This is a genomic window from Pseudomonas sp. Pseusp88 (genome assembly GCF_047303955.1).
In the GTDB taxonomy this organism is placed as follows: Bacteria; Pseudomonadota; Gammaproteobacteria; order Pseudomonadales; family Pseudomonadaceae; genus Aquipseudomonas.
Map to the genome: position 1 here is coordinate 44,859 of NZ_JBGLYM010000027.1, position 25,053 is coordinate 69,911.

The window sequence follows — 25,053 nt, forward strand, 5'->3', positions numbered from 1 at the left end:
AGCCGTTACAGGCTGGGCATTCATGATCTGGCGCGACGCCTTACCGGCTAAAGCCGGTCCCAGACAGGTCACCTTCATTTAAATTGGCAGCTCATGGGCCGAGACCCTGTTCTCCTTTTGCGCATCCCGCCACCCGCAGCCCTGCGGCTTCATGTTAATACCTGACACAGATACCTCGCCCATCAGGAGGAACCCGTGTCCGGTCTCATCCAGTTGCAAGCTTTCGTCAACGCCCATCCGCCCCATCCCGACAATCAGCGCCCGACAGCCGCCCAGCTGGCCCGTTATGCCGAGCTACTGCCAGCCCCATTGCTGGAGCTCTGGCGCGAGCACGGGCTTGGCTACTATGGCGAGCGTCGGTTGTGTCTGTTGGCTCCGGAGCGGTGGCAGCCGGTCCTGGACCAATGGGTGTCCCATGAAGAGGACGACGTGCCTCGTATACCTATCCTGATGACGCCGTTCGGTACGCTGCTGTATTACCGCAAGCTGAGCGATGAAGATGAAGACATCTCGGCGCTGGATATCTTCGAGCAGGACATTGATCAACTGAGCTGGGATCTGCTGCAGTGCTTTAACGAGCAGCTTACCGACGAGGACTGGCTCGACGATCTGGTTTCGCCAGCCGATTACGAGCATGCGCAGCAAACGGCTGGTGTACTGGCCGAAGGGCAGGTGTACGAGCCGGATCAGCTGCTGAGCGCGATTCTGCGGCGTTTCACCCGCAAGGACGCCCTGACAATGTTCCGGGAGCAGTTCGAGATCATGCAGGCCTGCGCGGCCTTTGACTTCCCGTCCCCCGGCACCCTGGCGCAGGCGCTGCCTGACGGGCATCGTGCCGGTATCCAGGCTTTGGCAAAAAGCATCGAGGGCTATCCTGAAGGGTTGTACCTCAGCGCCTATCTGTGTCGGTATCACCTGCTGGTGCTGGCGGCGGATGGGCGGTGCAGCTTGCTGTGCTGGACCACTCACCCCAGGGATATGCGTAGCAACCCGCCACGGCTTTATCAGGGCGGTTATCGACTCGATCGGTCGGCGCAAGGGGACGCCCTCGTCACCCTGGCGCTGGACAAGGACGACGATCAGGATCGTGAGATTGCTGCCGACCAGGTGTTTTATCTGGGTGCAGGAGAGCAGGCCATGTTGATTCGCGCGGAGGATCTGGAAGATGTCGCCACTGCCCTGGATTGGGATGAATCGGTAGAGCATCCGGCCTATCCCCTGCGCAAGGTCGAGCTGGACTACTGGATTCCGGAGAGCGACCGCGAGCGCCCGACACCTTCTCGGGCAAGCCTGCCAGTGGCGCTGTCTCAGTTATTGCGCAGTGAACCTCTACGGGCGGTGATTACCGAGGTGGGTATAGCGGATAACGAGCTGGAAGAAGTCATGGTCACGGCGCGCATCGAACAAAATGGCGGCAGACCGGCGAGCATGAATATGCCGATGTGTTCGCCTGCCGGTGCGGGCAAGGCGTTGTATGGCTGGGTCTGGGAGGAGGGGGACAGCAGTGTCCGGCTCGGCTTGTCATTGACCCCGGACGGAGAAACCGCCGAAGCGCGGTCGCCGCAGGTTGGGGATGTGCTGGTTTCGCGTAAGCCGGATTTATAACGCAACGCGGATTGATGTGATTTTGCTGTGGGTCTGGGTGCCTCTCGCTCGGCGCCATAAAGGTGTGCGTTCATCGCGCGGATTGCCCTGTATCAGTGCAATAAATTGCTTAATTGGTTAGGCTAGCCGCCTTTTTGTGCTTCCCGGCCTTCACAAGAGGCCGTTGCACAGGCAGGGCTTGTCCCAAGAGGACAGGCAGCATTTCCCTTACCCATTGGGAAGTCGCTCTCTCATTCCGATTTGGCAGTGTGGTTTTTCTCGATGAAAGTGTTGAAAGGTCAGGACATCCTGGCACTTGGTTTTATGACGTTTGCCCTGTTCGTCGGGGCTGGCAATATCATTTTCCCCCCTATCGTCGGCCTGCAGGCCGGACCCCATGTGTGGATGGCAGCCCTCGGGTTTCTGGTCACGGCTGTGGGTCTGCCAGTGATCACCGTCGTCGCCCTGGCCAAGGTCGGTGGCGCCATGGACAGCCTGAGCAGCCCCATCGGCAAAGTCGCCGGAGGTATCCTGGCGGCGGTCTGTTATCTGGCGGTGGGACCGCTGTTCGCCACGCCGCGTACGGCGACGGTATCCTTCGAAGTGGGCCTGGCGCCCTTGACCGGTGAGAGCCCCTTGGCGCTGTTCATCTATAGCGCGGTGTACTTCCTGCTGGTGTTCTGGATTTCCCTGTATCCGGGGCGTCTGCTGGATACCGTAGGGCGCTTCCTGGCGCCGCTGAAGATCATTGCCCTGGCGGTGCTCGGCATTGCAGCCTTTGCCTTGCCTGCGGGGGAGGTTGGCGTGGCAGCGCCTGCCTACGTCGCTGCTCCCTTCTCCCAGGGCTTTATCAACGGTTACCTGACCATGGACACCCTCGGCGCCCTGGTGTTTGGCATTGTCATCGTCAACGCTATCCGTTCCCGTGGTGTCGAGTCGCCACGCCTGATTACCCGTTACGCGATCATTGCCGGGCTGATTGCCGGCCTCGGTCTGGCCCTGGTCTATGTCAGTCTCTTTCGCTTGGGTTCCGGCAGCCATGCCGTGGCGGCAGGTGCAAGCAACGGCGCGGCGGTGCTGCATGCTTATGTGCAACACACCTTCGGTTCGTTGGGCAGCGGTTTCCTCGCGGTATTGATTTCCCTGGCCTGTCTGGTCACGGCGGTGGGGCTGACCTGCGCCTGCGCCGAGTACTTCAGCCGCGTTTTGCCCCTGCCGTACAAGACGCTGGTGATTATGTTGGCGGCGTTCTCGTTGCTGGTCTCGAACCTGGGCCTGACCAGGCTGATCCAGTTTTCGATCCCGGTGCTGACGGCCATCTACCCGCCGTGCATCGTTTTGGTCGCCTTGAGCTTCTGCAAGGATTTCTGGCATTCCCAGGGGCGCATTGTTGCGCCAGTGATGCTGGTGTCGTTGTTGTTCGGGATCATCGATGCATTGAAAGGGGCGGGGCTTGGGGAGCATCTGCCGCAAGTAGTGGCCCACTTGCCGCTGAGTGATCAGGGGCTGGCGTGGCTGGTGCCGGCCTGCATTACCCTGGTCGTGGCTTTTATCTGTGACCGACTGTTGGGCAAGCGTAGTGAAGTGTTGGCTTAATCTGCCTGCATAACTAACAAGGCCCGCGATTAGCGGGCCTTGTTGTTTGAATACTGCTCTGCCTGTTTAAGGCTGGTTTTAAAGCTAGTTGCTGGTTTTCGGGGCTTGGCCCTGGGCTTCCTGCGCACGCTGTTGTGCGGCCTCGGCGTTCTTTTGCGCGGCCTCCTGACTTTCCTTCGCTGCGTCGTTCACCTTGTCCTGCGCTTTCTGCATGGACTCTTGGGACTGTTGCGCCGCGTCATTGGCTTTTTTCTGGGTATCGTCGGACTTCTTGTCGCACGCGGCAAGGCCCAGGGCGGCAGACAGCATCAAGGCATAAGCTAAAGTTGTACGCATGGGTGTTTCTCCTTATTGAGTAGCTACGTGCCTTTCGAGCGCTGTCCTTTTAATTAAGTTCAACTGAATGTTCACAGTCCGCAATTAACTGTTTCAGCAGTTGCGTGGCAGACAATAAAAACAGTCTGATAAACAGCTATTGCGACCGGTCCGGACAAGGCTTCTGGAATCTTTCCAGCCGGCTGGCGGGTACCGCATGATCCGCTATCCGGTAAATCGGCTTTTTCCTGCTCTTGAAATCCCTTGCCCAGCCCCCACCTTGTTGTCATCCCGCCGTTCGGCAAAGGCACACGCCGTTGTCGTATGACTTACACCATCCAATTGGAGTTTGATGACCATGAGTGTGGAAACTCAAAAGGAAACCCTGGGCTTCCAGACCGAGGTAAAGCAACTGCTGCACCTCATGATCCATTCGCTGTATTCCAACAAGGAAATTTTCCTTCGCGAATTGATCTCGAACGCCTCCGACGCCGTCGATAAACTGCGCTTCGAAGCCCTGGCCAAGCCAGAGCTGCTCGAAGGCGGCGCCGAGCTGAAAATCCGTGTGACCTTCGACAAGGATGCGAAAACCGTCACCCTCGAAGACAACGGCATCGGCATGAACCGCGACGATGTGATCACCCACCTGGGGACCATCGCCAAATCCGGCACCGCCGATTTCATGAAGAACCTGTCCGGCGATCAGAAGAAAGATTCGCACCTGATCGGCCAGTTCGGCGTCGGTTTCTACTCCGCTTTCATCGTTGCCGACCGCGTTGACGTGTACAGCCGTCGCGCCGGTTCCCCGGCCAGCGAAGGCGTGCACTGGTCCTCCAAGGGCGAGGGCGACTTTGAAGTGGCCAACGTCGAGAAGGCCGAGCGTGGTACCCGTATCGTCCTGCACCTGAAAAGCGGTGAAGACGAGTTCGCCGACGGTTACCGTCTGCGCAACATCATCAAGAAGTACTCTGACCATATCGCCCTGCCGATCGAGTTGCCCAAAGAGCAGGCCGCTGCTGAAGGCGAAGCGGCACCCGAGCTGGAGTGGGAAACCGTCAACCGCGCCAGTGCGCTGTGGACCCGTCCTCGCACCGAGGTCAAGGACGAGGAATACCAGGAGTTCTACAAGCACGTCGGTCACGATTACGAGAACCCGCTGAGCTGGAGCCACAACAAGGTCGAAGGCAAGCTGGAATACACCTCGCTGCTCTACGTGCCGGCCCGTGCGCCGTTCGATCTGTATCAGCGTGAAGCGCCGCGCGGTCTCAAGCTGTACGTGCAGCGCGTGTTCGTCATGGATCAGGCCGAATCGTTCCTGCCGCTGTACCTGCGCTTCATCAAGGGCGTGGTCGACTCCAACGACCTGTCCCTGAACGTATCTCGCGAAATTCTGCAGAAAGACCCGATCATCGACTCGATGAAAACGGCGCTGACCAAGCGTGTCCTGGACATGCTGGAAAAACTGGCGAAGAACGAGCCTGAGCAGTACAAGGGCTTCTGGAAGAACTTTGGTCAGGTCATGAAAGAAGGCCCGGCTGAAGATTTCGCCAACAAGGAAAAAATCGCCGGCCTGCTGCGTTTCGCCTCGACCAATGAAGAGGGTGGCGAGCAGGTTGTGGCCCTGGCCGAGTATCTGGCTCGCGCCAAGGAAGGTCAGGACAAGATCTACTACCTGACCGGCGAAACCTACGCACAGGTCAAGAACAGCCCGCACCTGGAAGTCTTCCGCAAGAAAGGCATCGAAGTGCTGCTGCTGACCGACCGTATCGACGAGTGGCTGATGAGCTACCTCAGCGATTTCGACGGCAAGGGCTTTGTCGATGTAGCGCGCGGTGACCTGGACCTGGGCAAGCTGGACTCGGAAGAGGACAAGAAGGCGCAGGAAGAAGTCGCCAAGGACAAGGAAGGCCTGGTCGAGCGCCTGAAAACCGCCCTGGGCGACGCGGTCGCCGAAGTGCGGGTTTCCCACCGCCTGACCGATTCGCCAGCGATCCTGGCCATCGGCGAAGCTGACCTGGGCCTGCAAATGCGTCAGATCCTCGAAGCCAGCGGGCAGAAAGTGCCGGATTCCAAGCCGATCTTCGAGTTCAACCCGGCTCACCCACTGATCGGCAAGCTGGACGCCGAGCAGAACGAAGAGCGCTTTGGCGATCTGTCCCACATCCTGTTCGATCAGGCGGCTCTGGCCGCAGGCGACAGCTTGAAGGATCCGGCTGCATACGTGCGCCGTTTGAACAAGCTTTTGGTTGAATTGTCGGTTTAAATCGACGCTCTGAACAAAACCCGCTTCGGCGGGTTTTGTTTGTTTAGCGTTTGTCTTTCTTAATCAATGTGTCAGGAGTCAGCAATGAGCAACGTTACTGTACGTTCCGTGGTTTACCAGATCGATGGCCAACCGTATGAAAGCCGTCTGGTGTTCGATTCTGCGGACACGACCTCGTCGCGCCCAGGGCTGTTGATGGCGCCGAACTGGATGGGTGTCAGTGAAGGCGCGGAGAAGATCGCCAAGAAGGTCGCCGAGCAGGGTTATGTCGTGCTGCTGGCTGATCTCTACGGGCAAAGCGTACGTCCATCCAACAATGACGAGGCCGCAGCGGCGATGATGCCGTTGAAGAATGATCGTCAGCTGTTGAACGTGCGGACCAAGGCGGCCCTGGCCCAGCTCGTGGCGCAGACAGACGTAGCAGTGGATGCCGACAAGATTGCCGTATTTGGCTTCTGCTTCGGCGGTTGCTGCGCCCTGGAACTGGCCCGCACCGGCGCTAACCTGAGAGCAGCGATCTCGTTCCACGGCACTTTGGACACACCGAACCCGAGTGATGCAAGCAACATCAAGGGCAAGGTCCTGGTCCTGCATGGCGCCTCTGACCCGTTGGTGCCGAAAGAGCAACTGCCGGCGTTCGAGGAAGAGATGAATGCCGCTGGCGTGGATTGGCAACTGCTCAGCTACGGCGGCGCGTTCCACTCTTTCACCGATCCGCATGCCAATGTCCCGGGCATGATGATGTACGACGAGAAAGTCGCCACTCGCGCATTCAAGTCCATGCATAACCTGCTGGATGAAGTGTTCAAGGGCTGATTGAAGCTGGCCCGGCCTCAAGGTCGGGCCCGTTGGAGCGAGGCTTGCCCGCGAAAGCGGTGTGGCAGGCCCGGAATATGAGCCAGGCATACCGGCCTCTTCGCGGGCGAGCCTCGCTCCCACGGTGCCTCAGCGTTTCCCCGGCAATTCAATCCTGCCCGTTTCCCCCGGCACGGTCGGCCAGTCGCCCGCTGCCCAGCGTTGCCGTGCCTGGTCGATCAATGCCGGGTCGCTGGCAACAAAGTTCCAGTTCATCCGCCGTGGCCCGTCCAGAGGCTCGCCGCCGATCAAGACCGCATGGCATTCGCTGTCGGCGCTGAGGATCGCTTCCTGGCCGCTGTCCAGTACGATCAGGCTGCGGGGTTCCACTGGCTGGCCGTCGAGCGTTGCTTCACCTTCCAACAGGTAGAGCGCACGCTCGGCGTGTTCGGTGGGGATCAACAGCGTTGTGGCGGTCTGCATGTACAATTCGGCGTACAGCGTCCCTGAGAGCACTGGTACGGGTGAAGTCAGGCAGAAGCCAGTGCCGGCGATCATGCGGATGCGAATGCCCAGGTTGTCGCTGAGCGGCAGGCTGGCTGCGGGATGATGGCTGTAGTGCCCCGGCCCCTGTTCGTGGTCCCTGGGGGAGGCGAGCCAGATCTGCAGTCCGTGCATGCGTGAGCCTTTGGTTATCAGGTCTTCGGGCGTGCGTTCGACGTGGGCGATGGCGCTGCCTGCGGTCATCCAGCTCACGTCGCCAGGCAGTACCCGCTGATCGCTGCCGAGGCTGTCCTTGTGCAGTAGCTCGCCTTCGAACAGATAGGTCAGGGTCGACAGGCCGATATGCGGGTGCTGGCGGATATCCATGCCGCTGCCCGCCGGGTAGTCGGTTTCCAGCATATGGTCGAAGAACACGAAGGGGCCGACGCTGCGGCACTGTGCTGAAGGCAAAGGACGCAGGATCGGTTGGCCTTCGACGTCTTCGGCGCGGGGTTTGATGATCAGCATGGTCAGCTCCGTTGTCAGGTCAACTGCGTCTGGATGGTGATTTCGGCGGTGGTCATGAGTTTATGCACCGGGCAGCGGTCGGCGATACGGTGCAACAGGGTGCGCTGTTCGTCACTGAGATCGCCTTCCAGGGTCAGTTCGACGTTAAGGCTGTATTTGCCTTTGCGCTCTTCGCTGTCGTCATGAGTGACCACGACGCTGATGCCGGTCAGGGGAATGTCATGCTGTTTGGCGTAGAGCTTGACGGTCAGGGCCTTGCAGGCACCCAGGGCGGCATCGAAATAGTCATGGGGCGAAGGCGCTGAATCCTCGCCGCCCAGGGAGACGGGGAGATCGGTGGCCAGCGTGTGGCGTTCATTGATCTCGACGCTGTGGCGAAAGCCTTCGGTGGAGGTGCTGCTGACGATGACGGACATGGGGGCCTCGGATATCGAATACAAAGAAATTATCTGAATTGAAATGAGATTTCTGTAGGAGCTGGCGAAGGCTGCGAAAGCGGTGCATCAGGTTGAGTTATTCGCAGCCTTGGGCAGCTCTTGCAGAGAATGCGCAAAACCACATCTTGAATCCGTGTGCTATTTCCAGCAGGCACAAAAAAGGCGCCGGTGAGGGCGCCTTGATTGTAGTACTGCGGCAGTGATTACTTGCCGGTCCAGCGCTTCATGATCAGCGTGGCATTGGTGCCGCCGAAACCGAAGCTGTTGCTCATGACCTGGTCGATCTTCGCGTTTTCGCGAGTCTTGGTCAGGATCGGCATGTCGGCCACTTCCGGGTCCAGCTCGTCGATGTTGGCCGAGCCGGCCATGAAGTTGCCTTCCATCATCAGCATGCAGTAGATCGCTTCGTGAACGCCGGCGGCGCCCAGGGAGTGACCGGACAGGCTCTTGGTGGAGCTGATGGCCGGAGCGTTGTCGCCGAAGACTTCACGCACGCCTTTCATTTCCGCGACGTCGCCGACCGGGGTCGAGGTGCCGTGGGTGTTCAGGTAGTCGATCGGACCTTCGGTGGTCGACATTGCCATCTGCATGCAGCGGATGGCGCCTTCGCCACTCGGGGCAACCATGTCGTAGCCGTCGGAAGTCGCGCCGTAGCCGACGATTTCTGCGTAGATCCTGGCGCCGCGGGCGAGGGCATGTTCCAGCTCCTCGACCACGACCATGCCACCGCCACCGGCGATGACGAAACCGTCACGCTTGGCGTCGTAGGCGCGGGAGGCTTTTTCCGGCGTCTCGTTGTACTGGGACGACAGAGCGCCCATGGCGTCGAACAGGAACGACTGGCTCCAGTGCTCTTCTTCACCGCCGCCGGCGAAGACGATGTCCTGCTTGCCCATCTGGATCTGTTCCATGGCGTTGCCGATGCAATGCGCGCTGGTGGCACAGGCCGAAGCGATGGAGTAGTTCAGGCCCTTGATCTTGAATGGCGTGGCCAGGCAAGCGGAAACGGTGCTGCTCATGGTCCGGGTGACGCGGTATGGGCCAACACGCTTGACGCCTTTTTCGCGCAGGATATCCAGCGCTTCCATCTGGTTCAGGGTCGACGCGCCACCGCTGCCGGCGATCAGGCCGGTGCGTGGGTTGGACACCTGCTCTTCGGTCAGGCCGGAGTCAGTGATGGCGTCTTTCATGGCCAGGTAGGCGTAGGCCGCCGCGTGGCCGACGAAGCGATAGATCTTGCGATCGATCAGTTCTTCGAGGTTGAGGTCGATGGAGCCGGAAACCTGGCTGCGCAGACCCATTTCGGCATATTCCGGGTTGAAACGGATGCCAGGGCGGCTTGCACGCAGGTTGGCGGAGACGGTGTCTTTGTCATTGCCCAAGCAGGAAACAATGCCCAGACCAGTGATAACGACGCGGCGCATGCGAATACCCTTAGAAATTTTCAGTGGAAGTGAACACGCCGACCCGAAGGCCTTCGGCAGTGTAGATCTCGCGGCCATCAACGCTGACCGAACCATCGGCGATGGCCAGGTTCAACTTGCCGCGCAGAACGCGCTTGATGTGAATGTTATAGGTGACTTTCCTGGCGGTCGGCAGGACCTGGCCAAAGAATTTCACTTCACCCGAACCCAGGGCGCGGCCGCGGCCAGGCAGACCCTGCCAGCCGAGGAAGAAACCGACCAGCTGCCACATGGCGTCGAGGCCCAGGCAGCCCGGCATCACCGGGTCACCTTCGAAATGGCAGGCGAAGAACCACAGGTCCGGGGTGATATCCAGCTCGGCGACCAATTCACCTTTGCCGAACTTGCCGCCTTCTTCGCTGATATGGGTGATGCGATCGACCATCAGCATATTGGGGGCGGGCAGTTGCGCGTTACCTGGGCCGAAAAGCTCGCCGCGACTGCAACTCAGCAATTCTTCCCGGGTAAAGGCGTTTTGTTTGGTCATGCGAGCTCCTCAATAGTCATGTGCGGCAGGGAGGGGGTCATATGCCCCGGCCTCCGGTCCTTGCATACTTCAATCGCAGGGACTTGGCGATCAGCCTACCCATAGACTATTGCGTTGTAGTGAAAGTCACAGCACAGGAAAAATGAAAGTACACCTGTGCACTGAAATTTGTCGTCCAGCAGATGGCTGGGGTCGATCCGGTTGCCAAGACTGCCGCAATTTATCATTTATCGCCAGTCGCAGGTGCTCGAAAGGCGAGCCATCGTTGTAAAACCTGCTGCAAATCACTGCGTTTGAAGGGTTTGGCCAGGTAATCGTTCATGCCCGCCTGTATACAGGCGTCGCGGTCGCCGTACAGGGCGTTGGCCGTCAGGGCAATGATAGGCAGATGCTCCAGATGCGGATGCTGGCGAATCAGCCGCGTGGCCTGGTAGCCATCCATGACCGGCAGTCGGCAATCCATCAGCACAGCGGCGTAATCACCTGTCTCGACCATGCCGACGGCCTCGGCGCCATCGCCGGCAACACTGACTTCCAGACCCAGGCTGCGCAGCATGGCTTCAATTACCGTGCGGTTGACCGGATTGTCCTCGACCAACAGGACATGGGAGCTGCGCTGGGTTTCATGGGGGCTGCTGACGACGACGCCGGGTACATTGGGCGGGTGCTGTAACAGGGTCAGGGGAATATCCAGGGTGAACACCGAACCCAGGCGCTCTTCGCTCTGGGCGCGCAAGGTCCCGCCCATGCGTTCGGCCAGGGTACGGGCGATGGGCAGGCCCAGGCCGGTGCCGCCGTAGCGCCGGGAGATCGAGCTGTCGGCCTGCTGGAAGGCATTGAACATAGATTCCAGGCGCTCCGGGGGAATCCCGATGCCGGTATCGCGTACGGTACAGATGAAGGTGATCTGATCGTCGCCGTTGCGACACCAGTTGGCATGGATGCGGACGCTGCCGACTTCGGTAAATTTCAAGGCGTTGCCGACCAGATTGACCAGAATCTGCCGGATGCGCGTCGGGTCACCCAGCACCGTGAAGGCTTCCAGTCCCGGCTGTATATGCAGCGCCAGGGTCAGGCCGCGCTGTTGGGCATCATGGTTGAACGCCTGAGTCGTGGTGTTGATCAACTCGACCAGATTGAAGACGATGCTTTCCATTTCCAGCGCATCGCGTTCGATTCGCGAGAAATCGAGGATGTCGTTGATCACCCGCAGCAGGTGTTCCGTGGACTCGGTGGCCAGGGCGGCGTATTCGCTCTGCTCCTCGGTCATGTTCGTGGTTTCCATCAATTGCAGCATGCCCAGTACGCCATTCATGGGCGTGCGCAACTCATGACTCATCATGGCCAGGAAGTCGGACTTGGCGGTGTTGGCGCGTTCGGCCTCTTCCCGGGTGCGAATCAACTGATCGATGGCGCGCTGTTGTTCGTGACTGGCGCTTTCCAGATCCCGCGCCAGATTGTTGATATGCCGGGCCAGATCACCCAGTTCGGCGTCCTCCGGCACGGGCAACGGGGTCGTGTAGTCGCCTTGCTGGATGGCCTTGACCGCTTCCCCCATGTCGCTGATCGGCTGCGACAGGCTCAGGGCCAGGCGCCGCGCCAGGATAAAGGTGAACAACAGGGCGAACAGCGCGAGGATCGCGGCCTTGAACAGTATTTCCTGCTGACGCTGGCTGAACGCATCGTTGGACATGCCTACCAGCACCCGGCCCAGATAATCCCCGGCGGGCCAACGGTTGCTTTCATCGGCGTTCGCGTTGCTGAGGAAATCCTTGCCGAGCTTGATCCGTTGCGAGCGGATGGGGGCCTGGAAGACTTCCACTTGCTTGGGGTTGCTGCCATCAGCACTCGGTTGTTCGACGTAGACCAGCACGTTGTTGGCCCGGTCCTGGATTTCCAGGAAACGCACATGGGGAGTGGACAGCGTGGCGCGCATCAGGCTGTTGAGCACTTCGTCGTTGCCGACGATCACGCCATATTCCGAGGCGGGCGCCAGTTGGTTGGCGATCAATTGGCCGGTGTGATTGAGCTCCTGGCGCAGGTCCTGAATGCGCACGAAAGTAAAAAAGCTGATCAACAGCAGGGTCAGCAACAGTGCCGGACCGAGGCTGATGATCTGTGTTCGCTTGTTGATATCCCAGCGTCGGTGCAAGGTCATGGGCGACGTTCTCCTTGAGCCAGGCTCGCTGCCAGAGCCGCCTCGTTGATCGGCGCCAGGCCCAGGGAGCGTGCCACCTGAGGGTTGCTCATGACCTTGAAATGGTTGGGGTAGAGGGATCTCGGCCAGCGTTGCGGGGCCTGTTCGAGCAGATCGCTGAGGGTATTGATCCAGTCGCTCTGATCACTGTAAGTGCTGGCCAGGCTGCCGGCCTTGACGAAGCTGGCGCTCGGACCGATCAGGGCCTGCCGGTCGGCGTAGGCGCTGAGCAACAGGTTTTTCATCGTCAGCGTGTTGTACACCTGCGGGTCGTTCAGCCCCAGCAGCACATCACTGCCCTTGAGCAGGGTCTGCAACGGGCGGATGCCTTCGGTGAAATCCCAGGGCTGGGAGATGACCCGCAGGCCCTGGGCGGTCGCTGCATGGCGCAAATCATTGAGCATGAACTGGCTGTCCTTGCCGAACAGCACGCCTATCAGCCGGGCCTTGGGCAGCAACTGGCGAATCAGGCGCAGTTGCCGGGCCGGGGCCGGGTCTTTCCAGATCAGGGTCAGGTTCGCCGCACGCTGTTCGTCCAGATGTTGACGGGCCTGCAGGCGATTGATGCGCAGCACCAGGGTCGGCGGCCCGCTGCTGGCGCTCAGGCGCCATTCAAGGCTGGCCGGGTCGAGGAGAATCAGGCGGGTGTCGACAGGTATGCGCTCCGGCGACGGCAGTTGTGCGGTGACGACATAGCGCACCGTATCCTGCTCTCGACGCCTGCGCAGTTCAGCGACGAAGTCCTGCACCTGGGTGTTGTCTTCGACGCTGGTGAGCAGTACTTCAGCAGCATCGACCGGTGCCATGAACAAAAACGCCATGGCGACACCGGCCAGTGCCTTGCCGCGACGCGCAATAAAGCTGCCCGAGCGCGCACGCCAAGGAGGTTGTGTCATTGCCGTCGCTTCATAAGGGAGCATTCGCACAAGGAGGGCAGCACTATATTACGGGACTTTGCGCAGCATGTTACCCGAGGCGGCACCTGCGTTGGCAACGTTTGCGCTGGCTGCCGCAGCCATGCTCCGTATAATGCGGCATCGCCAGATGAGTTGGCTCACGATGGAGTGGTTCATGACCACACAACAACCTGTAGCGGTTCTGGGCGGCGGCAGTTTCGGCACGGCGGTAGCCAATCTGCTCGCGGAAAATGGTCGTCAGGTCCGGCTATGGATGCGCGACCCCGAACAGGCCGAGGCGATCCGCGTCAACCGCGAGAACCCGCGCTATCTCAAGGGTATCGCCGTGCGTGCGGAAGTCGAGCCGGTCACTGACCTGCCCGCGACCCTCGACGCCTGCGAACTGATCTTCGTCGCTCTGCCGTCCAGTGCCCTGCGCGCGGTGCTTGATCCCCATGTCGACAGGCTCCAGGGCAAGATGCTGGTCAGCCTGACCAAGGGTATCGAGGCCAAAACGTTCAAGCTGATGAGTGAAATTCTCGCAGAAATCGTGCCCAAGGCGCGCATCGGCGTGCTGTCCGGCCCCAACCTGGCCCGGGAAATCGCCGAACACGCCCTCACGGCTACGGTGGTCGCCAGTGCAGACGAAGGTTTGTGCAAGGCGGTCCAGGCCGCGCTGCATGGCCGAACCTTCCGCGTCTATGCCAGTGCCGACCGGTTTGGTGTCGAACTGGGCGGTGCGCTGAAAAACGTCTACGCCATCATTGCCGGCATGGCCGTGGCCCTGGGCATGGGCGAGAACACCAAGAGCATGCTGATTACCCGCGCGCTGGCGGAAATGACCCGCTTTGCCGTCAGCCAGGGGGCTAACCCCATGACCTTTCTTGGCCTGGCCGGTGTCGGAGACTTGATCGTCACCTGTTCGTCGCCCAAGAGCCGCAACTATCAGGTCGGTTTCGCCCTGGGCGAAGGCTTGAGCCTGGAGGAGGCGGTCAGCCGCCTGGGTGAAGTTGCCGAGGGCGTCAACACCCTCAAGGTGCTCAAGACCAAGGCCCAGGAGCTCAACGTCTATATGCCGCTGGTCGCGGGGCTGCATGCGATTCTGTTCGAAGGTCGTACGCTCAATCAGGTCATCGAGCTATTGATGCGCGCCGAACCCAAGACTGACGTCGATTTCATTTCCACTGCCGGTTTCAATTGAGCCGGTTGCAATCCTAGGGAGGGACACTCTTGAACGAGTCGAAATTCAAGCAGCACGAATCGATCCTGCTGCGTATTGTCTGGATGCTGGTGTTTCTGGTGGTCTGGTACCTGGCCAATCTGGTTCTCGGCGGCGTGGTGCTGGTGCAGCTGGGGTATCGCCTGTTCTACGGTGCGCCCAGCGGCAGCCTGATGAGCTTTGGTGACAGCCTGAGCCAGTTCATGGCCCAGATCGGCCGTTTCGGCACGTTCCACACCGAGCAGAAACCCTGGCCATTCGCCGACTGGCCGACTGCACGTGCGCCTGAGGGCGAGGCGCCCCATCGTGTGCCGCCCGCGCCTCATCCGGTGCGCGACGAAGAGCCTAAGCTGTGAAGGTCTGGGTCTTGCGCCACGGCGAAGCCCAGGCCAATGCCCGCAGTGATGCCGAGCGCGAGTTGACCGGGCATGGTCGTTCGCAAGTGATCGGCAGCGCCGCTCATCTGCTCGGCAAACCGCTGGACCGGATCATTGCCAGCCCCTACGTACGGGCGCAGCAGACGGCCGAACTGGTCAGGCAGGCCCTGGGTTTCAGCGACCCGATCGCGACCGTGCCCTGGCTGACCCCGGAAAGCGACCCGAAAAAGGTCCTGCAGCAGCTGGACCTGTATGCCGGTGAAGAGGTTCTTTTGGTCAGCCACCAGCCTCTGGTGGGCGTACTGATCGGCCTGCTGGTCCATGGCAGTTTTCAGCATGCGCAACCCATGGGTACGGCCAGTCTGGCCGAACTTGAGGGCGATTTTCCCCTTGCCGGTGCAATGCAGTTGCTCAGTGTCCGCCAGGCAGGATAGCGTTGTCGGCATTGAGCAATGCGCCCACAGCATGGGCGCGTACAAAAAAAGAGAAAGGACTGAACATGAGTGTATGGCGTCAACCCCCGGATATCGACCAGCTCAACGCGATGCAGAAGAACACCATCGGCGAAGTGCTGGATATCCGCTTCGAGTCCGTCACCGATGACTCCCTGACCGCCAGCATGGTGGTCGATCAGCGCACCCATCAACCTTACGGGCTGCTGCACGGCGGTGCTTCGGTGGTGCTGGCCGAGACGGTCGGCTCCACTGCCAGCTACCTGGTTATCGACACCAGCCGTTTCTACTGCGTGGGCCTTGAAGTCAATGCCAACCACCTGCGCGGTCTGCGCAGCGGCCGGGTCACGGCGGTGGCGCGGCCGGTGCACATCGGTCGCATGACCCATGTCTGGGATATCCGCTTGACCAGTGATGACGGCAAGACCAGTTGCATCTCCCGGCTGACCATTGCGGTAGTGCCGCTGGGTGAAGAACCACCGGCGCGTTGAGTGGTAATAGTTAGTTCCAATCGGCGATAAACAAGCGCTGCAACAGTCTAAAGCGATTGTTGTGGCGCTTTTTCTTCTGCACTAAGGTGGTGCTGTTTCCGCGAGGAAACATGAGACTCTTTCAGGGAGAAAAACAACATGACCGATCCCGTGAATTCAAGTCGTTCTACAAAACTGGCCGAGCGTTTACAGGCTGTCTATGGCGATAAACACCTCACCAGTGAAGAGTTTATGGCCCTGCGCGATGATGCCGACGTCGTGTTTTCAGCACTGACAGAACAGTTCCCGAAGATCCAGGCACTGGCAGACGTACAAAGGTTGTCTGATGAGCTTGTACAAGCCATGCAGCGCGGGATACTGGATATCAAGAAAGCCAAGCCTGACAGTGATGCCATCATGAGCCTGAAGGAAGGTTTCGGCTTTCAGCTCGCCTATATCAAAATCTGCTTTGATCGCTTTACCCAAGGGATGTAACTATCCTTTTGCCTTTATTGTACGGGCAGGGCAGCAATGGCCGGAGTGTCGTGCTTGATGGCACTTCCAGTCATTGCCGTGCATTGGGCGGCTGCGCACAATCGCCAGAGATTCAACCATCGGGTGTGCCAGCATGTCGCAGCAAGTATTTTTCGCCCACGCCAACGGTTTTCCTTCGGCTACCTACGGCAAGCTGTTCGCTGCCCTGGCGCCGGACTATGAGGTCGCCCATCTCGATCAGCACGCCCACGATCCGCGTTTTCCGGTGGACGACAACTGGCTCAATCTGGTCGATGAGCTGATCCATCATTTGCGCGAACAGCCAGGGCCGGTATGGGGCGTGGGTCATTCCCTGGGCGGTGTCCTGCATTTCCATGCGGCGCTGCGCTGCCCGGAACTGTACCGCGGCGTGGTGATGCTCGATTCGCCGGTGCTGACCCTGGCCGATCAACTGATGATCCGCATGGCCAAGCGCTTTGGCTTCATAGACCGCATCACCCCGGCCGGACGTACCCTGGGACGACGTGAAGCCTTTGCCGACCTGGAGTCGGCCCGGCGCTATTTTGCCGATAAAACCCTGTTCCGCCGTTTCGATCCCGAATGCTTCGACGCCTATCTGCAACATGGCTTGCAGGCTGACGGCGATCAATTGCGCCTGCGCTTCGATCCGGCCACGGAAATCAGCATCTACCGCAGCGTGCCTCATAACCGTCCGGCCAGTGCCCAACAGCTCAAGGTGCCCCTGGCCATGGTTCGTGGGCAAAGCAGCCGGGTGGTGTTGCCTCATCACGCCGGCTCGGTGAAACGCCTGCCCGGCGGTGAGTATTTGTCGATGCCCGGTGGCCACATGTTCCCCCTGGAATGCCCCGAGGACACCGCGATCATGCTCAAGAATCTGTTCAGTCGTTGGGATGGCCGCGCCCAAGCCCAGAACCGGGTGCGCAGCGCATGAGCCTCACCGTTGAAGAAGTGCGCCTGAATCTGGGACATATCGAGCTGGCCGCCCATCTGTTTGGCCCCGAAGACGGTCAGCCGGTCATCGCCCTGCATGGCTGGCTGGATAATGCCAACAGCTTTGCGCGTCTGGCGCCCCATCTTCAGGGGCTTCGCATCGTCGCCCTGGATCTGGCCGGGCATGGGCATTCCGGCCATCGCCCGCCGGGGGTGACCTACAATCTGGCCGATTACGCCTACGACATCGTCCAGGTGGCCGAGCAACTGGGTTGGCAGCAGTTCTCCCTGCTGGGGCATTCCCTCGGCGCGATTATCTCGGTGATCCTCGCCGCTTCACTGCCTGAACGAGTGACCCGGCTGGCGCTGATCGACGGCCTGATGCCCATGACTGGAGAAGCCGACAGCATGGCCGAGCGGATGGGACGGGCGTTGCAGGCCCAGGCGGCGCTTTCGGACAAGCGCAAGCCGGTCTACCGCGACCAGGATCACGCCGCCGAGGTGCGTATGCGCGGAGTGGTGGCGGTCAGTCGCGAGGCGGCGCAACTGCTCGCCCAGCGTGGGCTGATGCCGGTGCCCGGCGGGTATACCTGGCGTAGTGACAGTCGCCTGACCCTGCCGTCGGCGATTCGTCTGACCCGCGAGCAGGCACTGTCCTTTATCAATAGTGTGCGTTGTCCGACCCATCTCATCGTTGCCGCCGAAGGCATTCTGGCGCAGAACCAGGCGCTGCTTGCCGGGCTGCCTTTTACCGTCTCGACCCTGCCTGGCGGGCACCATCTGCACCTGAACGAAGAGGAGGGCGCACGCGTTGTTGCAGACTGTTTCAATCGCTTCTTTGCCACTCCTTGACTTGCACCGGGCAACTGTCGAGGCTGGGCGGGTTGATATTGGAGACTGCCCTGATGGATCACTCGTGTACCTGCGCCCGTTCCCTTGCTCGTTTGCCCCTGCCATGAGCGGCTTTATTACTCGCTGCCGCACCGTTGCTGGAGCGAGGCTTGCCCTCGAAAGTAGTGTTTCATTCGCAGAATACAGGTCGGATGTACCTGCGTCTTCGCGGGCAAACCTCGCTTCTGCCAGGGTGGGGGTCGGCCTGATCCTGAGCCTTAGCCTTTTCAGCCCTGCACTCTGGGCCGCCGATCTGCCCGGCAGCCAGGACCTGCCCAACGTTCCGCGCCTGACCGACGCGGAAATCATCGATTATCGCGCCCCGACAGAGCTGGAGCGAATCTACCCCATGGGGTCGGTACGCAAGATCAGCGGCCAGCTGCGTTTTGACGGCCAGGTCAGCGCCCATGGCAGCCTCACTTCGGTGACCTACCAGTTGCCGGTCGAACACAGTGCCGACGAGGCCTTTACCCTGGCCCGGCAGGCCCTGCATACACAGGGCGCCGAGCTGCTGTTCTGGTGCCAGGCCCGTGATTGCGGGGAAAGCAGCCTATTGGCCAACGAGGTTTTCGGCAATGCCAAGCTGTTTGGTTCCGACAATGAGCAGGCCTACCTGCTGCTGCGTCTGGCCGCGCCCCAGGACAACACCCTGGTAGCGCTTTACAGCATTACCCGTGGCAATCGCCGGGCCTACCTGCATGTCGAACAGTTCGTGGCTTCTGCGCCTTTGGGTGAATTGCTGCCGACTTCGGCGACGCTGCTGCGCCAGCTCAAGAGCACCGGCAACCTGCCGTTGCCGCGACTGGTTGGCGCGCCTTCAGACACTTGGACCACCTTACTGTCCCGTGGCCTTAATCTGGACAGCACCCTGCGCATTACCCTGGCCGGAGCCCAGGCGCCTGCATGGCGTGACGCATTGGTGGCCAAGGGCGTACGGGCTGCGCGGCTGGAACTGGGCGCCGGTGACAAGCCTGGGCTGGTTCTACAGGTGATTCCGTAGGGCAACCAGCGCATACGATCAGCGTCACTCTCATTGGCCGTGGGCGTGAATTCTTTGGATGCGAATTCTGTGTGAGCGAATACATTCGCGAAAAGGCCGGTACATTCAACGCATCCTGAGCGACTGAAATACCGCTTTCGCGAATGAATTCGCTCCCACCTCGCTCCCGCAATGGGTTTGCGTGCCGCCCTGACGCGCATTTGCCGTTATGCTCTGTATCTACGCCCTCTGAATGGAATCCCCATGTTCAATAATGATCGCCTGTTGGTGCAGATCCTGCTGCTGGGGCTGCTCGGCGCTTGTGTCTGGGTCATGTTGCCGTTCTGGTCGGCGCTGATCTGGGGCGCGGTGCTGGCGTTTGCCAGTTGGCCGCTGATGCGCGTACTGACGCGCTGGTTGAACGGGCGCGAGTCTCTGGCCGCGCTGATTTTGACTCTGTGCTGGATTCTGCTGGTGGCCTTGCCATTGGTCTGGCTCGGTTTCAATCTGGCTGACCATGTGCGTGACGCCACCGTCTTTATCAAAAACGTTCAGGTCGACGGGTTGCCGGATCCGCCCTCATGGCTGGGCAGCATTCCTCTGGTCGGCGAGCGCCTGGTCGGTTACTGGAACAGCATCGATCAGCAGGGTGCGGCGCTGATGGCCAGTATCAAGCCGTATCTGGGCGAGGTGGGTAACTGGCTGCTGGCCCGTAGCGCGCAGATTGGCGGCGGCATCGTCGAGCTGACCTTGAGTGTGATCTTTGCCTTTTTCTTCTATCGCGACGGTCCGCGGCTGTCGGCTTTTGTCCTGAGCCTGCTGCAACGCCTGATCGGTGATCGCGCCGAGTATTACCTGGACCTGGTGGCCGGTACGGTGCAGCGGGTGGTCAATGGCGTGATCGGCACGGCGGCGGCGCAAGGGCTGCTGGCGCTGATCGGCTTCCTGATTGCCGGCGTGCCGGGGGCCGTGGTCCTGGGGATCGTCACCTTCCTGCTCAGCCTGGTGCCCATGGGCCCGCCACTGGTGTGGATTCCGGCCACGGCCTGGCTGGCCTGGCAGGGCAGCTACGGGATGGCGATTTTTCTCGGGATCTGGGGCATGTTTATCATCAGTGGCGTGGACAACGTGCTCAAGCCGTACCTGATCAGCCGAGGCGGCAACCTGCCATTGGTGATTGTGTTGCTCGGAGTGTTCGGTGGCCTGCTGACCTTCGGCTTTATCGGCCTGTTTATCGGCCCGACGCTGCTGGCCGTGGCTTACAGTCTTTTGATCGACTGGGTGCACAGCGAAAGACCGGTGAAATGACTGACATCTGAATCAGCGCCCACCTGTAGGAGCTGCCGAAGGCTGCGAAGGCGGTCTGCCAGGCAGCCCGTTCGCAGCCTTCGGCAGCTCCTACAAGGTGAGTGCTTTCACATCAGAAGGCTTTGTCAGGCGGCAGTATTGAGATACTTGCCGACCGGCTTGCTACCTTCGGTGTCATAACGCTGGCTCAGGGCCGCGACCATTCGGCTCAGGGCCTGGGCGGCGTCCTTGCTGCTGGCGCTGCTGCTTGAATCAGCAGTGCTGGCAGAGGTCGAATGGGTGCTGCCCGTCTGATTGGGTTGCAGGGCGGTCAACAGCTCATTGACGTCGACACTGCCGCTGCTGTCAGCATCCAGGGCACTGAACAGGCTGTCGGCATCGGTGCTGCTGGTCGAACTGGTGCTGCTGGTAGCGCTGGTCGAACCGGCGCTGCTCAGGGCGCTGGTCAGCTCGCTGCTGGTGATGCTGCCATCCCCATCGCTGTCGATGGCACTGAACAACTGCGAGGCGTCACCCTGGCCCGATGGCGGCGGCGGTGGTGGATCCTGCGGTTGCAGGGCTGCGGTCAGTTCGTCGATGCTAACGGTGCCGTCCTTATTGGTGTCCAGGGCATCGAACACCTGCGAGCTGTCGGCGCTGCTGCCTGCGCTGGTCAGGCCAGCAGTCAGCTCATCGCTGTTGATCGAGCCGTCGCCATCGCTGTCCAGCGAACTGAGCAAGTCATCCGCCATCTGCGTGGCCGGGCTGTTGCCGTTTCCGCCCTGTTGGGGTGGCTGAATGGCCGCCAGTTCGTCACTGCTCAGGCTATCGTCGTCATTGCTGTCCAGGCTGCTGAACGCCTTGCTCAGGCTGACCGTGATGCCGTCCTTGGAGTTGGACGACAGGGACGAACTCAACTCGTCCTTGCTGATGCTGCCGTCGCCATCGGTATCGAGTTTTGTCAGCAATTTTTCCTGAAACTTCTTGCTGTCCACGCTTGTGGTAGAACTCGTGCTTGAACGGGTGTAGTTCGAGTAGCCGCTGCTACCACTGACGCCGCTGATCATAGGACTGACTCCCCTCAGAGTTAATTAAGCCAGTGTGAGTCCACCGGCTTATGCAGAATCTGTCCGGGAGTTGTCCTGTGTATGGGTAGTTTGTATCGCCGATGATACGGGCGCTAGAGCCGCGGAAGATCCAGGGTCACGGTCAGCCCGCCACCCGGCGTCTGGCTCAGCTGCAGATCACCGCCCATGCGCCGTGCCGCTTCGCGGGCGATGGTCATGCCCATGCCGACGCCGCCGGAGTTGCGGTTGCGTGAGCCTTCCAGGCGGTAGAAGGGCTCGAACACGGTTTCATGGAACTCGGGAGCGATGCCGGGGCCGTTGTCGCTGACGATGACCCGCAGGCGCTCGGCGCTGTCCTGGATCTCGATATTGGCATTGCCGGCATAGCGCAGGGCGTTGTCGATCAGGTTGTTCAGGCACGAGCGCAGGGCCATGGGTTGAGTCTTGAGCGGTTTGCATTCGCCGCTGTATTGCACATCGTTACCGTTGTCCTGGGCGTTTTCGGCCAGGGACTCGATCAGCGCCTGGATATCGAACAACTGCACCACTTCACTGGTGCGTTGCTCATTGAGGTAGGTCAGGGTGGCATCGAGCATGCCGATCATGTCGTTGAGGTCCTGGCTCATCTGGTCGTGCAGGCGTTGGTCGTCGATCTGCTCGACCCGCAGCTTCAGGCGCGACAGGGGGGTGCGCAGATCATGGGACACCGCCGCGAGCATACGGCCGCGCTGCTGTACCTGATCGCGGATACGCTCCTGCATCAGGTTGAAGGCCAGGGCGGCCTGGCGTATCTCACGCGGACCGCTGACCTCCAACGGCGGGCTGTCGAGGTTTTCACTGAGGCGCTCGGCCGCTTCGCTGATGCGCCGGGACGGCCGGCTCAAGGCCTTGGCGCCAAACCAGGCGACAACGACCAGGGTAATCAGCTGGGAGATCAGCGGCACCAGCGGCCCACGGATTGCCATGGTCAGCATGCTTTCGCGATTCGGCGGTGGGCGCTCGGGATCGAAAGGCGCAGGAGGCGGTTGGCCCTGCTGGAACACATGGGGTGGCGGCCCCGGTGGGCCGGGTGGTGGAAAGTGCGGTCCGTAATTGACGAACCAGATAAAGGCCAGCACATGAGCCAGTATGATCGCCAGCATCGCCCCTCCGAAAAGACGGGCGAACAGGGTGTCGAAGGCGCGAATCAACCGATATCCCTGACGTCGAACAGATAACCCTCGCCGCGCACGGTCTTGATCAGCTGCGGTGAGCGCGGGTCATCGCCGAGCTTCTGGCGCAGGCGCGAGACCAGCAGGTCAATGCTGCGGTCGAAGGCTTCGATGGAGCGGCCACGGGCGGCGTCCAGCAGTTGCTCGCGGGTCAGCACCCGCCGCGGGCGTTCGATAAATACCCGCAGCAGGCGGAATTCAGCGTTGGACAGCGGCACCACCAGGCCTTCCGGCGAGGTCAGCTGGCGCAGCACGCTGTTCAGGCGCCAGGCGTCGAAACGAATGATGGTGCGCTGTTCGTTGCGATCATCCCGGACCCGGCGCAGCACGGTCTGGATGCGTGCCACCAGTTCCCGTGGTTCGAACGGCTTGGCCATGTAATCGTCGGCGCCCAGCTCCAGGCCGATGATGCGGTCGGTGGGCTCGCAGCGGGCGGTGAGCATCAGGATCGGGATATCTGACGCAGCGCGTAGCCAGCGGCACAGCGACAGGCCGTCTTCGCCGGGCAGCATCAGGTCCAGCACCACCACGTCGAACACTTCCTCTTCCAGGGCCTGGCGCATTTGCTCGCCATTGGTCACGCCACGGCTCTGGATATTGAAGCGGGCCAGGTAGTCGCAGAGCAGCTCGCGGATAGGCACATCGTCGTCGACGATCAGGGCGCGGGTGTTCCAGCGCGGCTCGGTGAGGGGAGTGCTGTCATCGGTGGGCGAATCGGAAGGTGTCTGCATGCTGGGACTGCCGCCTGGTGATGCCGCCATCACTGGCCGCTATTGAAGATCAACGCTGCTGGCATATTAGTTCGCCAGCAGGCGCGGCGAAAGGCTGATTCGTCCAGGTGTCGGCGGTATGTTGGAAATGTATCGGTTTTGCTACATGGGATGTCATTGCAAGACGCCTCTCTTTCTATTGTGTGAAATTTCCGAGAAAATCCCAACCGCTTGCGCCAGTCAATTTTGCTCCTTAGTCTGCGCCGGTCGCTGCAAATTCAGCGATCGGGTGTAGCAGCTCGGACAAGATTGGCGCACGTCGCCCCCTTTAGTCAGGTGTTTCTTATCGCCTGCACTTTATGGTGGTCGTGCGCAGGGCGCCTTCGGGTGCGCCGGTTGCCAATCACCGGACTGCTAAACCTGCCGCACGGCCGCCACCCATTCGCTTAGCAGTGATGAGTGATGGCCTCCATTATTTGATTGGAGTTACATCATGCCAAATCTCACCCCCGATCCACCCTTCAAAGCCAACGAACAGCTCAGCGACGAAGAAATCCTGATCCATGTCGACGACCTGCTGCGCTGGATCGGCGCCACCGTTTACGAGTGTGCCGACAACAGCGTGGGCGCCGAGCGCGACCTGGCGTTTTCCGCCCTGCATAAAACCCAGCTGGCCCGCACGCTGATGGATATCCTGATCAACCGCTGCTCGACGGCCTGATACATCACCTCAGGAGCCGGCTTGCTGGCGATGGCTCAAGATAGTCGCCGAAGCTATTGGCGAGCGCTTCGCACTCGATTGCCACCAGGGCGGCTCCCACCTTGAGCGTTATTTCAGTCCGGTTATGAAGTTGCCCGGTATTGCGCCTGCGCCTCATTATTCAAACGCTCACAACATCTGTAGACGCAAGATTTATCCGTGAAAAGGCCAGCTTATTCAATCTGTTTGCAGCAGGAACTCTCGGCAGCGCTATTAGTTAGCCAGTAACTCTGCGTGCATTGGCGATAAGCCACTAACGATAGTCTTAAAGTGCTACTGCCGTGGCCGAGCAAGTACCCTTACGCCTGAAATAACGCCCTGTCTACCTAGTAGTTCTATCAGTATCGGATACCTCGCGTCTGCTGTTCAATTCAAATTGAGGTTGTTCATTTAACCACCAACTTCGATAGCTGTGCGTTGTGCGTTTATTTGCATGGGGCTGCGGTCGGGCTTATCGCTGGCTGTATCGGTTGTTGAGCAGCTAAGACAATGAATGGGAGGCAATAAATATGGCAAGTTCAACAAAAAACATGACGTTGGAAGAGGTGCAGAAAGCTCGCAATGCCTATGTGGCGGCGAGACGACAGCGCTCCGGAGCGCTCAAGGCCGAGATCGACTTGCCGGTTGTCGATGGTATCATTGATGCCAGTGACGGGACTTTGAGCGCCGAGGCCGTGCGCGCTGATCTTGAGGTGTCAATTCCGGAATGGGAGCAGTATGCAGACTTCCCCGGTGACCAGGATCACGTCAATCTGGAATGGGCTCCGGGACATAGTCCGGCTGACAATGATTTCAAAGTGGTCGCCAGCGTGACACTTACCGCACCGGTGGACCCTGACGTTTATTTCCCTGTTACCCTCAAGGTGCCAGTGGGCGAGATGTCTCCGGATGGTCCCTACACCTTGCGTTACCACATCCGAACGGCAAACGGAGAGGATGCACGTTGCGCCAATGTCCCGATCATCTGCGACAGCATGCCGCCCTGGAAGCATTATGAGCCAGGCAAGATGGTACTTCCCTTTACTCAGTTGACCGATAGGGAACTGGGGGGCCCGGGGGGGGGGGGGGGGGGGCCCCCAGGGGGGGTTTGGGCCCCCGGGGGGGGGGGGGGGGGGGGGGGGGGGGGGGTTTTGGGGGGGG

The 25,053-nt window shown here is 60.4% G+C and carries 24 protein-coding genes; 14 read left to right on the forward strand and 10 right to left on the reverse strand.

The window, feature by feature from the left end; all coding sequences use genetic code 11:
- Positions 1 to 195 precede the first annotated feature (195 nt).
- Positions 196 to 1,605: a GAD-like domain-containing protein gene (locus tag ACCD02_RS25525; protein WP_413308256.1), complete on the forward strand. Its 1,410-nt coding sequence runs from the start codon at positions 196 to 198 to the stop codon at positions 1,603 to 1,605.
- A 261-nt stretch (positions 1,606 to 1,866) separates the two neighbouring features.
- Positions 1,867 to 3,180, forward strand: coding sequence for a branched-chain amino acid transport system II carrier protein (gene brnQ / locus ACCD02_RS25530; RefSeq protein ID WP_413308258.1), 1,314 nt, complete (start codon positions 1,867 to 1,869; stop codon positions 3,178 to 3,180).
- An 84-nt stretch (positions 3,181 to 3,264) separates the two neighbouring features.
- Here the strand turns inward: brnQ and ACCD02_RS25535 are convergent, their stop codons facing one another.
- Positions 3,265 to 3,516 carry a hypothetical protein gene (locus tag ACCD02_RS25535; RefSeq protein WP_413308260.1) on the reverse strand — a complete coding sequence of 84 codons (252 nt, stop codon included), beginning with the start codon at positions 3,514 to 3,516 and terminating at the stop codon, positions 3,265 to 3,267.
- Positions 3,517 to 3,853: 337 nt separating this feature from the next.
- Between ACCD02_RS25535 and htpG the strand changes: the two genes are divergently transcribed.
- Both htpG and ACCD02_RS25545 read left to right on the forward strand, forming a co-directional pair.
- Positions 3,854 to 5,758 carry a molecular chaperone HtpG gene (gene htpG / locus ACCD02_RS25540; protein WP_413308262.1) on the forward strand — a complete coding sequence of 635 codons (1,905 nt, stop codon included), beginning with the start codon at positions 3,854 to 3,856 and terminating at the stop codon, positions 5,756 to 5,758.
- An 84-nt stretch (positions 5,759 to 5,842) separates the two neighbouring features.
- Complete coding sequence (locus ACCD02_RS25545; RefSeq protein WP_413308264.1) at positions 5,843 to 6,574, forward strand: dienelactone hydrolase family protein; 732 nt, start codon at positions 5,843 to 5,845, stop codon at positions 6,572 to 6,574.
- 129 nt (positions 6,575 to 6,703) lie between these two features.
- Here the strand turns inward: ACCD02_RS25545 and ACCD02_RS25550 are convergent, their stop codons facing one another.
- The 6 genes from ACCD02_RS25550 to ACCD02_RS25575 form a co-directional block, all read right to left on the reverse strand.
- A complete protein-coding gene (locus ACCD02_RS25550; RefSeq protein WP_413308266.1) occupies positions 6,704 to 7,564 on the reverse strand; it encodes a pirin family protein in 861 nt (286 codons plus the stop codon).
- A gap of 14 nt (positions 7,565 to 7,578) precedes the next feature.
- Positions 7,579 to 7,980: an OsmC family protein gene (locus tag ACCD02_RS25555; RefSeq protein ID WP_413308268.1), complete on the reverse strand. Its 402-nt coding sequence runs from the start codon at positions 7,978 to 7,980 to the stop codon at positions 7,579 to 7,581.
- 224 nt (positions 7,981 to 8,204) lie between these two features.
- Positions 8,205 to 9,425, reverse strand: coding sequence for a beta-ketoacyl-ACP synthase I (gene fabB, locus ACCD02_RS25560; protein ID WP_413308270.1), 1,221 nt, complete (start codon positions 9,423 to 9,425; stop codon positions 8,205 to 8,207).
- A 10-nt stretch (positions 9,426 to 9,435) separates the two neighbouring features.
- Complete coding sequence (fabA, locus tag ACCD02_RS25565; RefSeq protein ID WP_413308272.1) at positions 9,436 to 9,951, reverse strand: 3-hydroxyacyl-[acyl-carrier-protein] dehydratase FabA; 516 nt, start codon at positions 9,949 to 9,951, stop codon at positions 9,436 to 9,438.
- Positions 9,952 to 10,174: 223 nt separating this feature from the next.
- Complete coding sequence (locus ACCD02_RS25570) at positions 10,175 to 12,109, reverse strand: ATP-binding protein (protein ID WP_413308274.1); 1,935 nt, start codon at positions 12,107 to 12,109, stop codon at positions 10,175 to 10,177.
- Positions 12,106 to 13,044 (reverse strand): ABC transporter substrate-binding protein, encoded by a 939-nt coding sequence (locus tag ACCD02_RS25575; protein ID WP_413308276.1) that lies wholly within the window; start codon positions 13,042 to 13,044, stop codon positions 12,106 to 12,108. Before ACCD02_RS25575 ends, ACCD02_RS25570 begins: the two co-directional genes overlap by 4 nt.
- 175 nt (positions 13,045 to 13,219) lie before the next feature.
- Here ACCD02_RS25575 and ACCD02_RS25580 point away from each other — a divergent pair, with 175 nt between their 5' ends.
- The 9 genes from ACCD02_RS25580 (at position 13,220) to ACCD02_RS25620 (ending at position 20,186) form a co-directional block, all read left to right on the forward strand.
- Positions 13,220 to 14,245, forward strand: coding sequence for an NAD(P)H-dependent glycerol-3-phosphate dehydrogenase (locus tag ACCD02_RS25580; RefSeq protein WP_413308278.1), 1,026 nt, complete (start codon positions 13,220 to 13,222; stop codon positions 14,243 to 14,245).
- Between the two features lie 83 nt (positions 14,246 to 14,328).
- A complete protein-coding gene (locus ACCD02_RS25585) occupies positions 14,329 to 14,619 on the forward strand; it encodes a DUF4389 domain-containing protein (protein ID WP_413308301.1) in 291 nt (96 codons plus the stop codon).
- The gene (gene sixA / locus ACCD02_RS25590; protein ID WP_413308280.1) at positions 14,616 to 15,074 is read left to right on the forward strand and encodes a phosphohistidine phosphatase SixA; all 459 of its coding nucleotides are present in this window, start codon (positions 14,616 to 14,618) and stop codon (positions 15,072 to 15,074) included. The genes ACCD02_RS25585 and sixA overlap by 4 nt, the downstream gene beginning before the upstream one ends.
- 65 nt (positions 15,075 to 15,139) lie before the next feature.
- Positions 15,140 to 15,583 carry a hotdog fold thioesterase gene (locus ACCD02_RS25595; RefSeq protein WP_413308282.1) on the forward strand — a complete coding sequence of 148 codons (444 nt, stop codon included), beginning with the start codon at positions 15,140 to 15,142 and terminating at the stop codon, positions 15,581 to 15,583.
- Positions 15,584 to 15,721: 138 nt separating this feature from the next.
- Positions 15,722 to 16,057 (forward strand): hypothetical protein, encoded by a 336-nt coding sequence (locus ACCD02_RS25600; protein ID WP_413308284.1) that lies wholly within the window; start codon positions 15,722 to 15,724, stop codon positions 16,055 to 16,057.
- 133 nt (positions 16,058 to 16,190) lie between these two features.
- Positions 16,191 to 17,009, forward strand: coding sequence for an alpha/beta fold hydrolase (locus ACCD02_RS25605; protein WP_413308286.1), 819 nt, complete (start codon positions 16,191 to 16,193; stop codon positions 17,007 to 17,009).
- Positions 17,006 to 17,860, forward strand: a complete 855-nt coding sequence (locus tag ACCD02_RS25610; RefSeq protein ID WP_413308288.1) for an alpha/beta fold hydrolase — start codon at positions 17,006 to 17,008, stop codon at positions 17,858 to 17,860. Before ACCD02_RS25605 ends, ACCD02_RS25610 begins: the two co-directional genes overlap by 4 nt.
- A 232-nt stretch (positions 17,861 to 18,092) precedes the next feature.
- Positions 18,093 to 18,899, forward strand: a complete 807-nt coding sequence (locus ACCD02_RS25615; RefSeq protein WP_413308290.1) for a DUF4892 domain-containing protein — start codon at positions 18,093 to 18,095, stop codon at positions 18,897 to 18,899.
- Between the two features lie 243 nt (positions 18,900 to 19,142).
- Positions 19,143 to 20,186: an AI-2E family transporter gene (locus ACCD02_RS25620; RefSeq protein WP_413308292.1), complete on the forward strand. Its 1,044-nt coding sequence runs from the start codon at positions 19,143 to 19,145 to the stop codon at positions 20,184 to 20,186.
- 125 nt (positions 20,187 to 20,311) lie between these two features.
- On the opposite strand, the gene xopAW is transcribed toward ACCD02_RS25620, so the two are convergent.
- The 3 genes from xopAW to ACCD02_RS25635 all read right to left on the reverse strand — a co-directional run bounded on the left by xopAW (position 20,312) and on the right by ACCD02_RS25635 (position 23,174).
- Positions 20,312 to 21,232, reverse strand: coding sequence for a XopAW family type III secretion system calcium-binding effector (gene xopAW, locus ACCD02_RS25625; protein ID WP_413308294.1), 921 nt, complete (start codon positions 21,230 to 21,232; stop codon positions 20,312 to 20,314).
- Between the two features lie 113 nt (positions 21,233 to 21,345).
- Positions 21,346 to 22,422, reverse strand: coding sequence for a sensor histidine kinase (locus ACCD02_RS25630; RefSeq protein WP_413308296.1), 1,077 nt, complete (start codon positions 22,420 to 22,422; stop codon positions 21,346 to 21,348).
- Complete coding sequence (locus ACCD02_RS25635; protein ID WP_413308298.1) at positions 22,419 to 23,174, reverse strand: response regulator; 756 nt, start codon at positions 23,172 to 23,174, stop codon at positions 22,419 to 22,421. The genes ACCD02_RS25630 and ACCD02_RS25635 overlap by 4 nt, the downstream gene beginning before the upstream one ends.
- A gap of 472 nt (positions 23,175 to 23,646) precedes the next feature.
- Here ACCD02_RS25635 and ACCD02_RS25640 point away from each other — a divergent pair, with 472 nt between their 5' ends.
- Positions 23,647 to 23,874 carry a DUF3077 domain-containing protein gene (locus tag ACCD02_RS25640; RefSeq protein ID WP_413308300.1) on the forward strand — a complete coding sequence of 76 codons (228 nt, stop codon included), beginning with the start codon at positions 23,647 to 23,649 and terminating at the stop codon, positions 23,872 to 23,874.
- Positions 23,875 to 25,053 lie beyond the last annotated feature (1,179 nt).

Bases quoted from the DNA above. Each gene is read 5' to 3' on its own strand.
- brnQ (WP_413308258.1), top strand. From the start codon at position 1,867: ATGAAAGTGTTGAAAGGTCAGGACATCCTGGCACTTGGTTTTATGACG.
- ACCD02_RS25535 (WP_413308260.1), bottom strand. From the start codon at position 3,516: ATGCGTACAACTTTAGCTTATGCCTTGATGCTGTCTGCCGCCCTGGGC.
- htpG (WP_413308262.1), top strand. From the start codon at position 3,854: ATGAGTGTGGAAACTCAAAAGGAAACCCTGGGCTTCCAGACCGAGGTA.
- ACCD02_RS25545 (WP_413308264.1), top strand. From the start codon at position 5,843: ATGAGCAACGTTACTGTACGTTCCGTGGTTTACCAGATCGATGGCCAA.
- ACCD02_RS25550 (WP_413308266.1), bottom strand. From the start codon at position 7,564: ATGCTGATCATCAAACCCCGCGCCGAAGACGTCGAAGGCCAACCGATC.
- ACCD02_RS25555 (WP_413308268.1), bottom strand. From the start codon at position 7,980: ATGTCCGTCATCGTCAGCAGCACCTCCACCGAAGGCTTTCGCCACAGC.
- fabB (WP_413308270.1), bottom strand. From the start codon at position 9,425: ATGCGCCGCGTCGTTATCACTGGTCTGGGCATTGTTTCCTGCTTGGGC.
- fabA (WP_413308272.1), bottom strand. From the start codon at position 9,951: ATGACCAAACAAAACGCCTTTACCCGGGAAGAATTGCTGAGTTGCAGT.
- ACCD02_RS25570 (WP_413308274.1), bottom strand. From the start codon at position 12,109: ATGACCTTGCACCGACGCTGGGATATCAACAAGCGAACACAGATCATC.
- ACCD02_RS25575 (WP_413308276.1), bottom strand. From the start codon at position 13,044: ATGACACAACCTCCTTGGCGTGCGCGCTCGGGCAGCTTTATTGCGCGT.
- ACCD02_RS25580 (WP_413308278.1), top strand. From the start codon at position 13,220: ATGACCACACAACAACCTGTAGCGGTTCTGGGCGGCGGCAGTTTCGGC.
- ACCD02_RS25585 (WP_413308301.1), top strand. From the start codon at position 14,329: ATGCTGGTGTTTCTGGTGGTCTGGTACCTGGCCAATCTGGTTCTCGGC.
- ACCD02_RS25595 (WP_413308282.1), top strand. From the start codon at position 15,140: ATGAGTGTATGGCGTCAACCCCCGGATATCGACCAGCTCAACGCGATG.
- ACCD02_RS25600 (WP_413308284.1), top strand. From the start codon at position 15,722: ATGACCGATCCCGTGAATTCAAGTCGTTCTACAAAACTGGCCGAGCGT.
- ACCD02_RS25605 (WP_413308286.1), top strand. From the start codon at position 16,191: ATGTCGCAGCAAGTATTTTTCGCCCACGCCAACGGTTTTCCTTCGGCT.
- ACCD02_RS25610 (WP_413308288.1), top strand. From the start codon at position 17,006: ATGAGCCTCACCGTTGAAGAAGTGCGCCTGAATCTGGGACATATCGAG.
- ACCD02_RS25620 (WP_413308292.1), top strand. From the start codon at position 19,143: ATGTTCAATAATGATCGCCTGTTGGTGCAGATCCTGCTGCTGGGGCTG.
- xopAW (WP_413308294.1), bottom strand. From the start codon at position 21,232: ATGATCAGCGGCGTCAGTGGTAGCAGCGGCTACTCGAACTACACCCGT.
- ACCD02_RS25635 (WP_413308298.1), bottom strand. From the start codon at position 23,174: ATGCAGACACCTTCCGATTCGCCCACCGATGACAGCACTCCCCTCACC.
- ACCD02_RS25640 (WP_413308300.1), top strand. From the start codon at position 23,647: ATGCCAAATCTCACCCCCGATCCACCCTTCAAAGCCAACGAACAGCTC.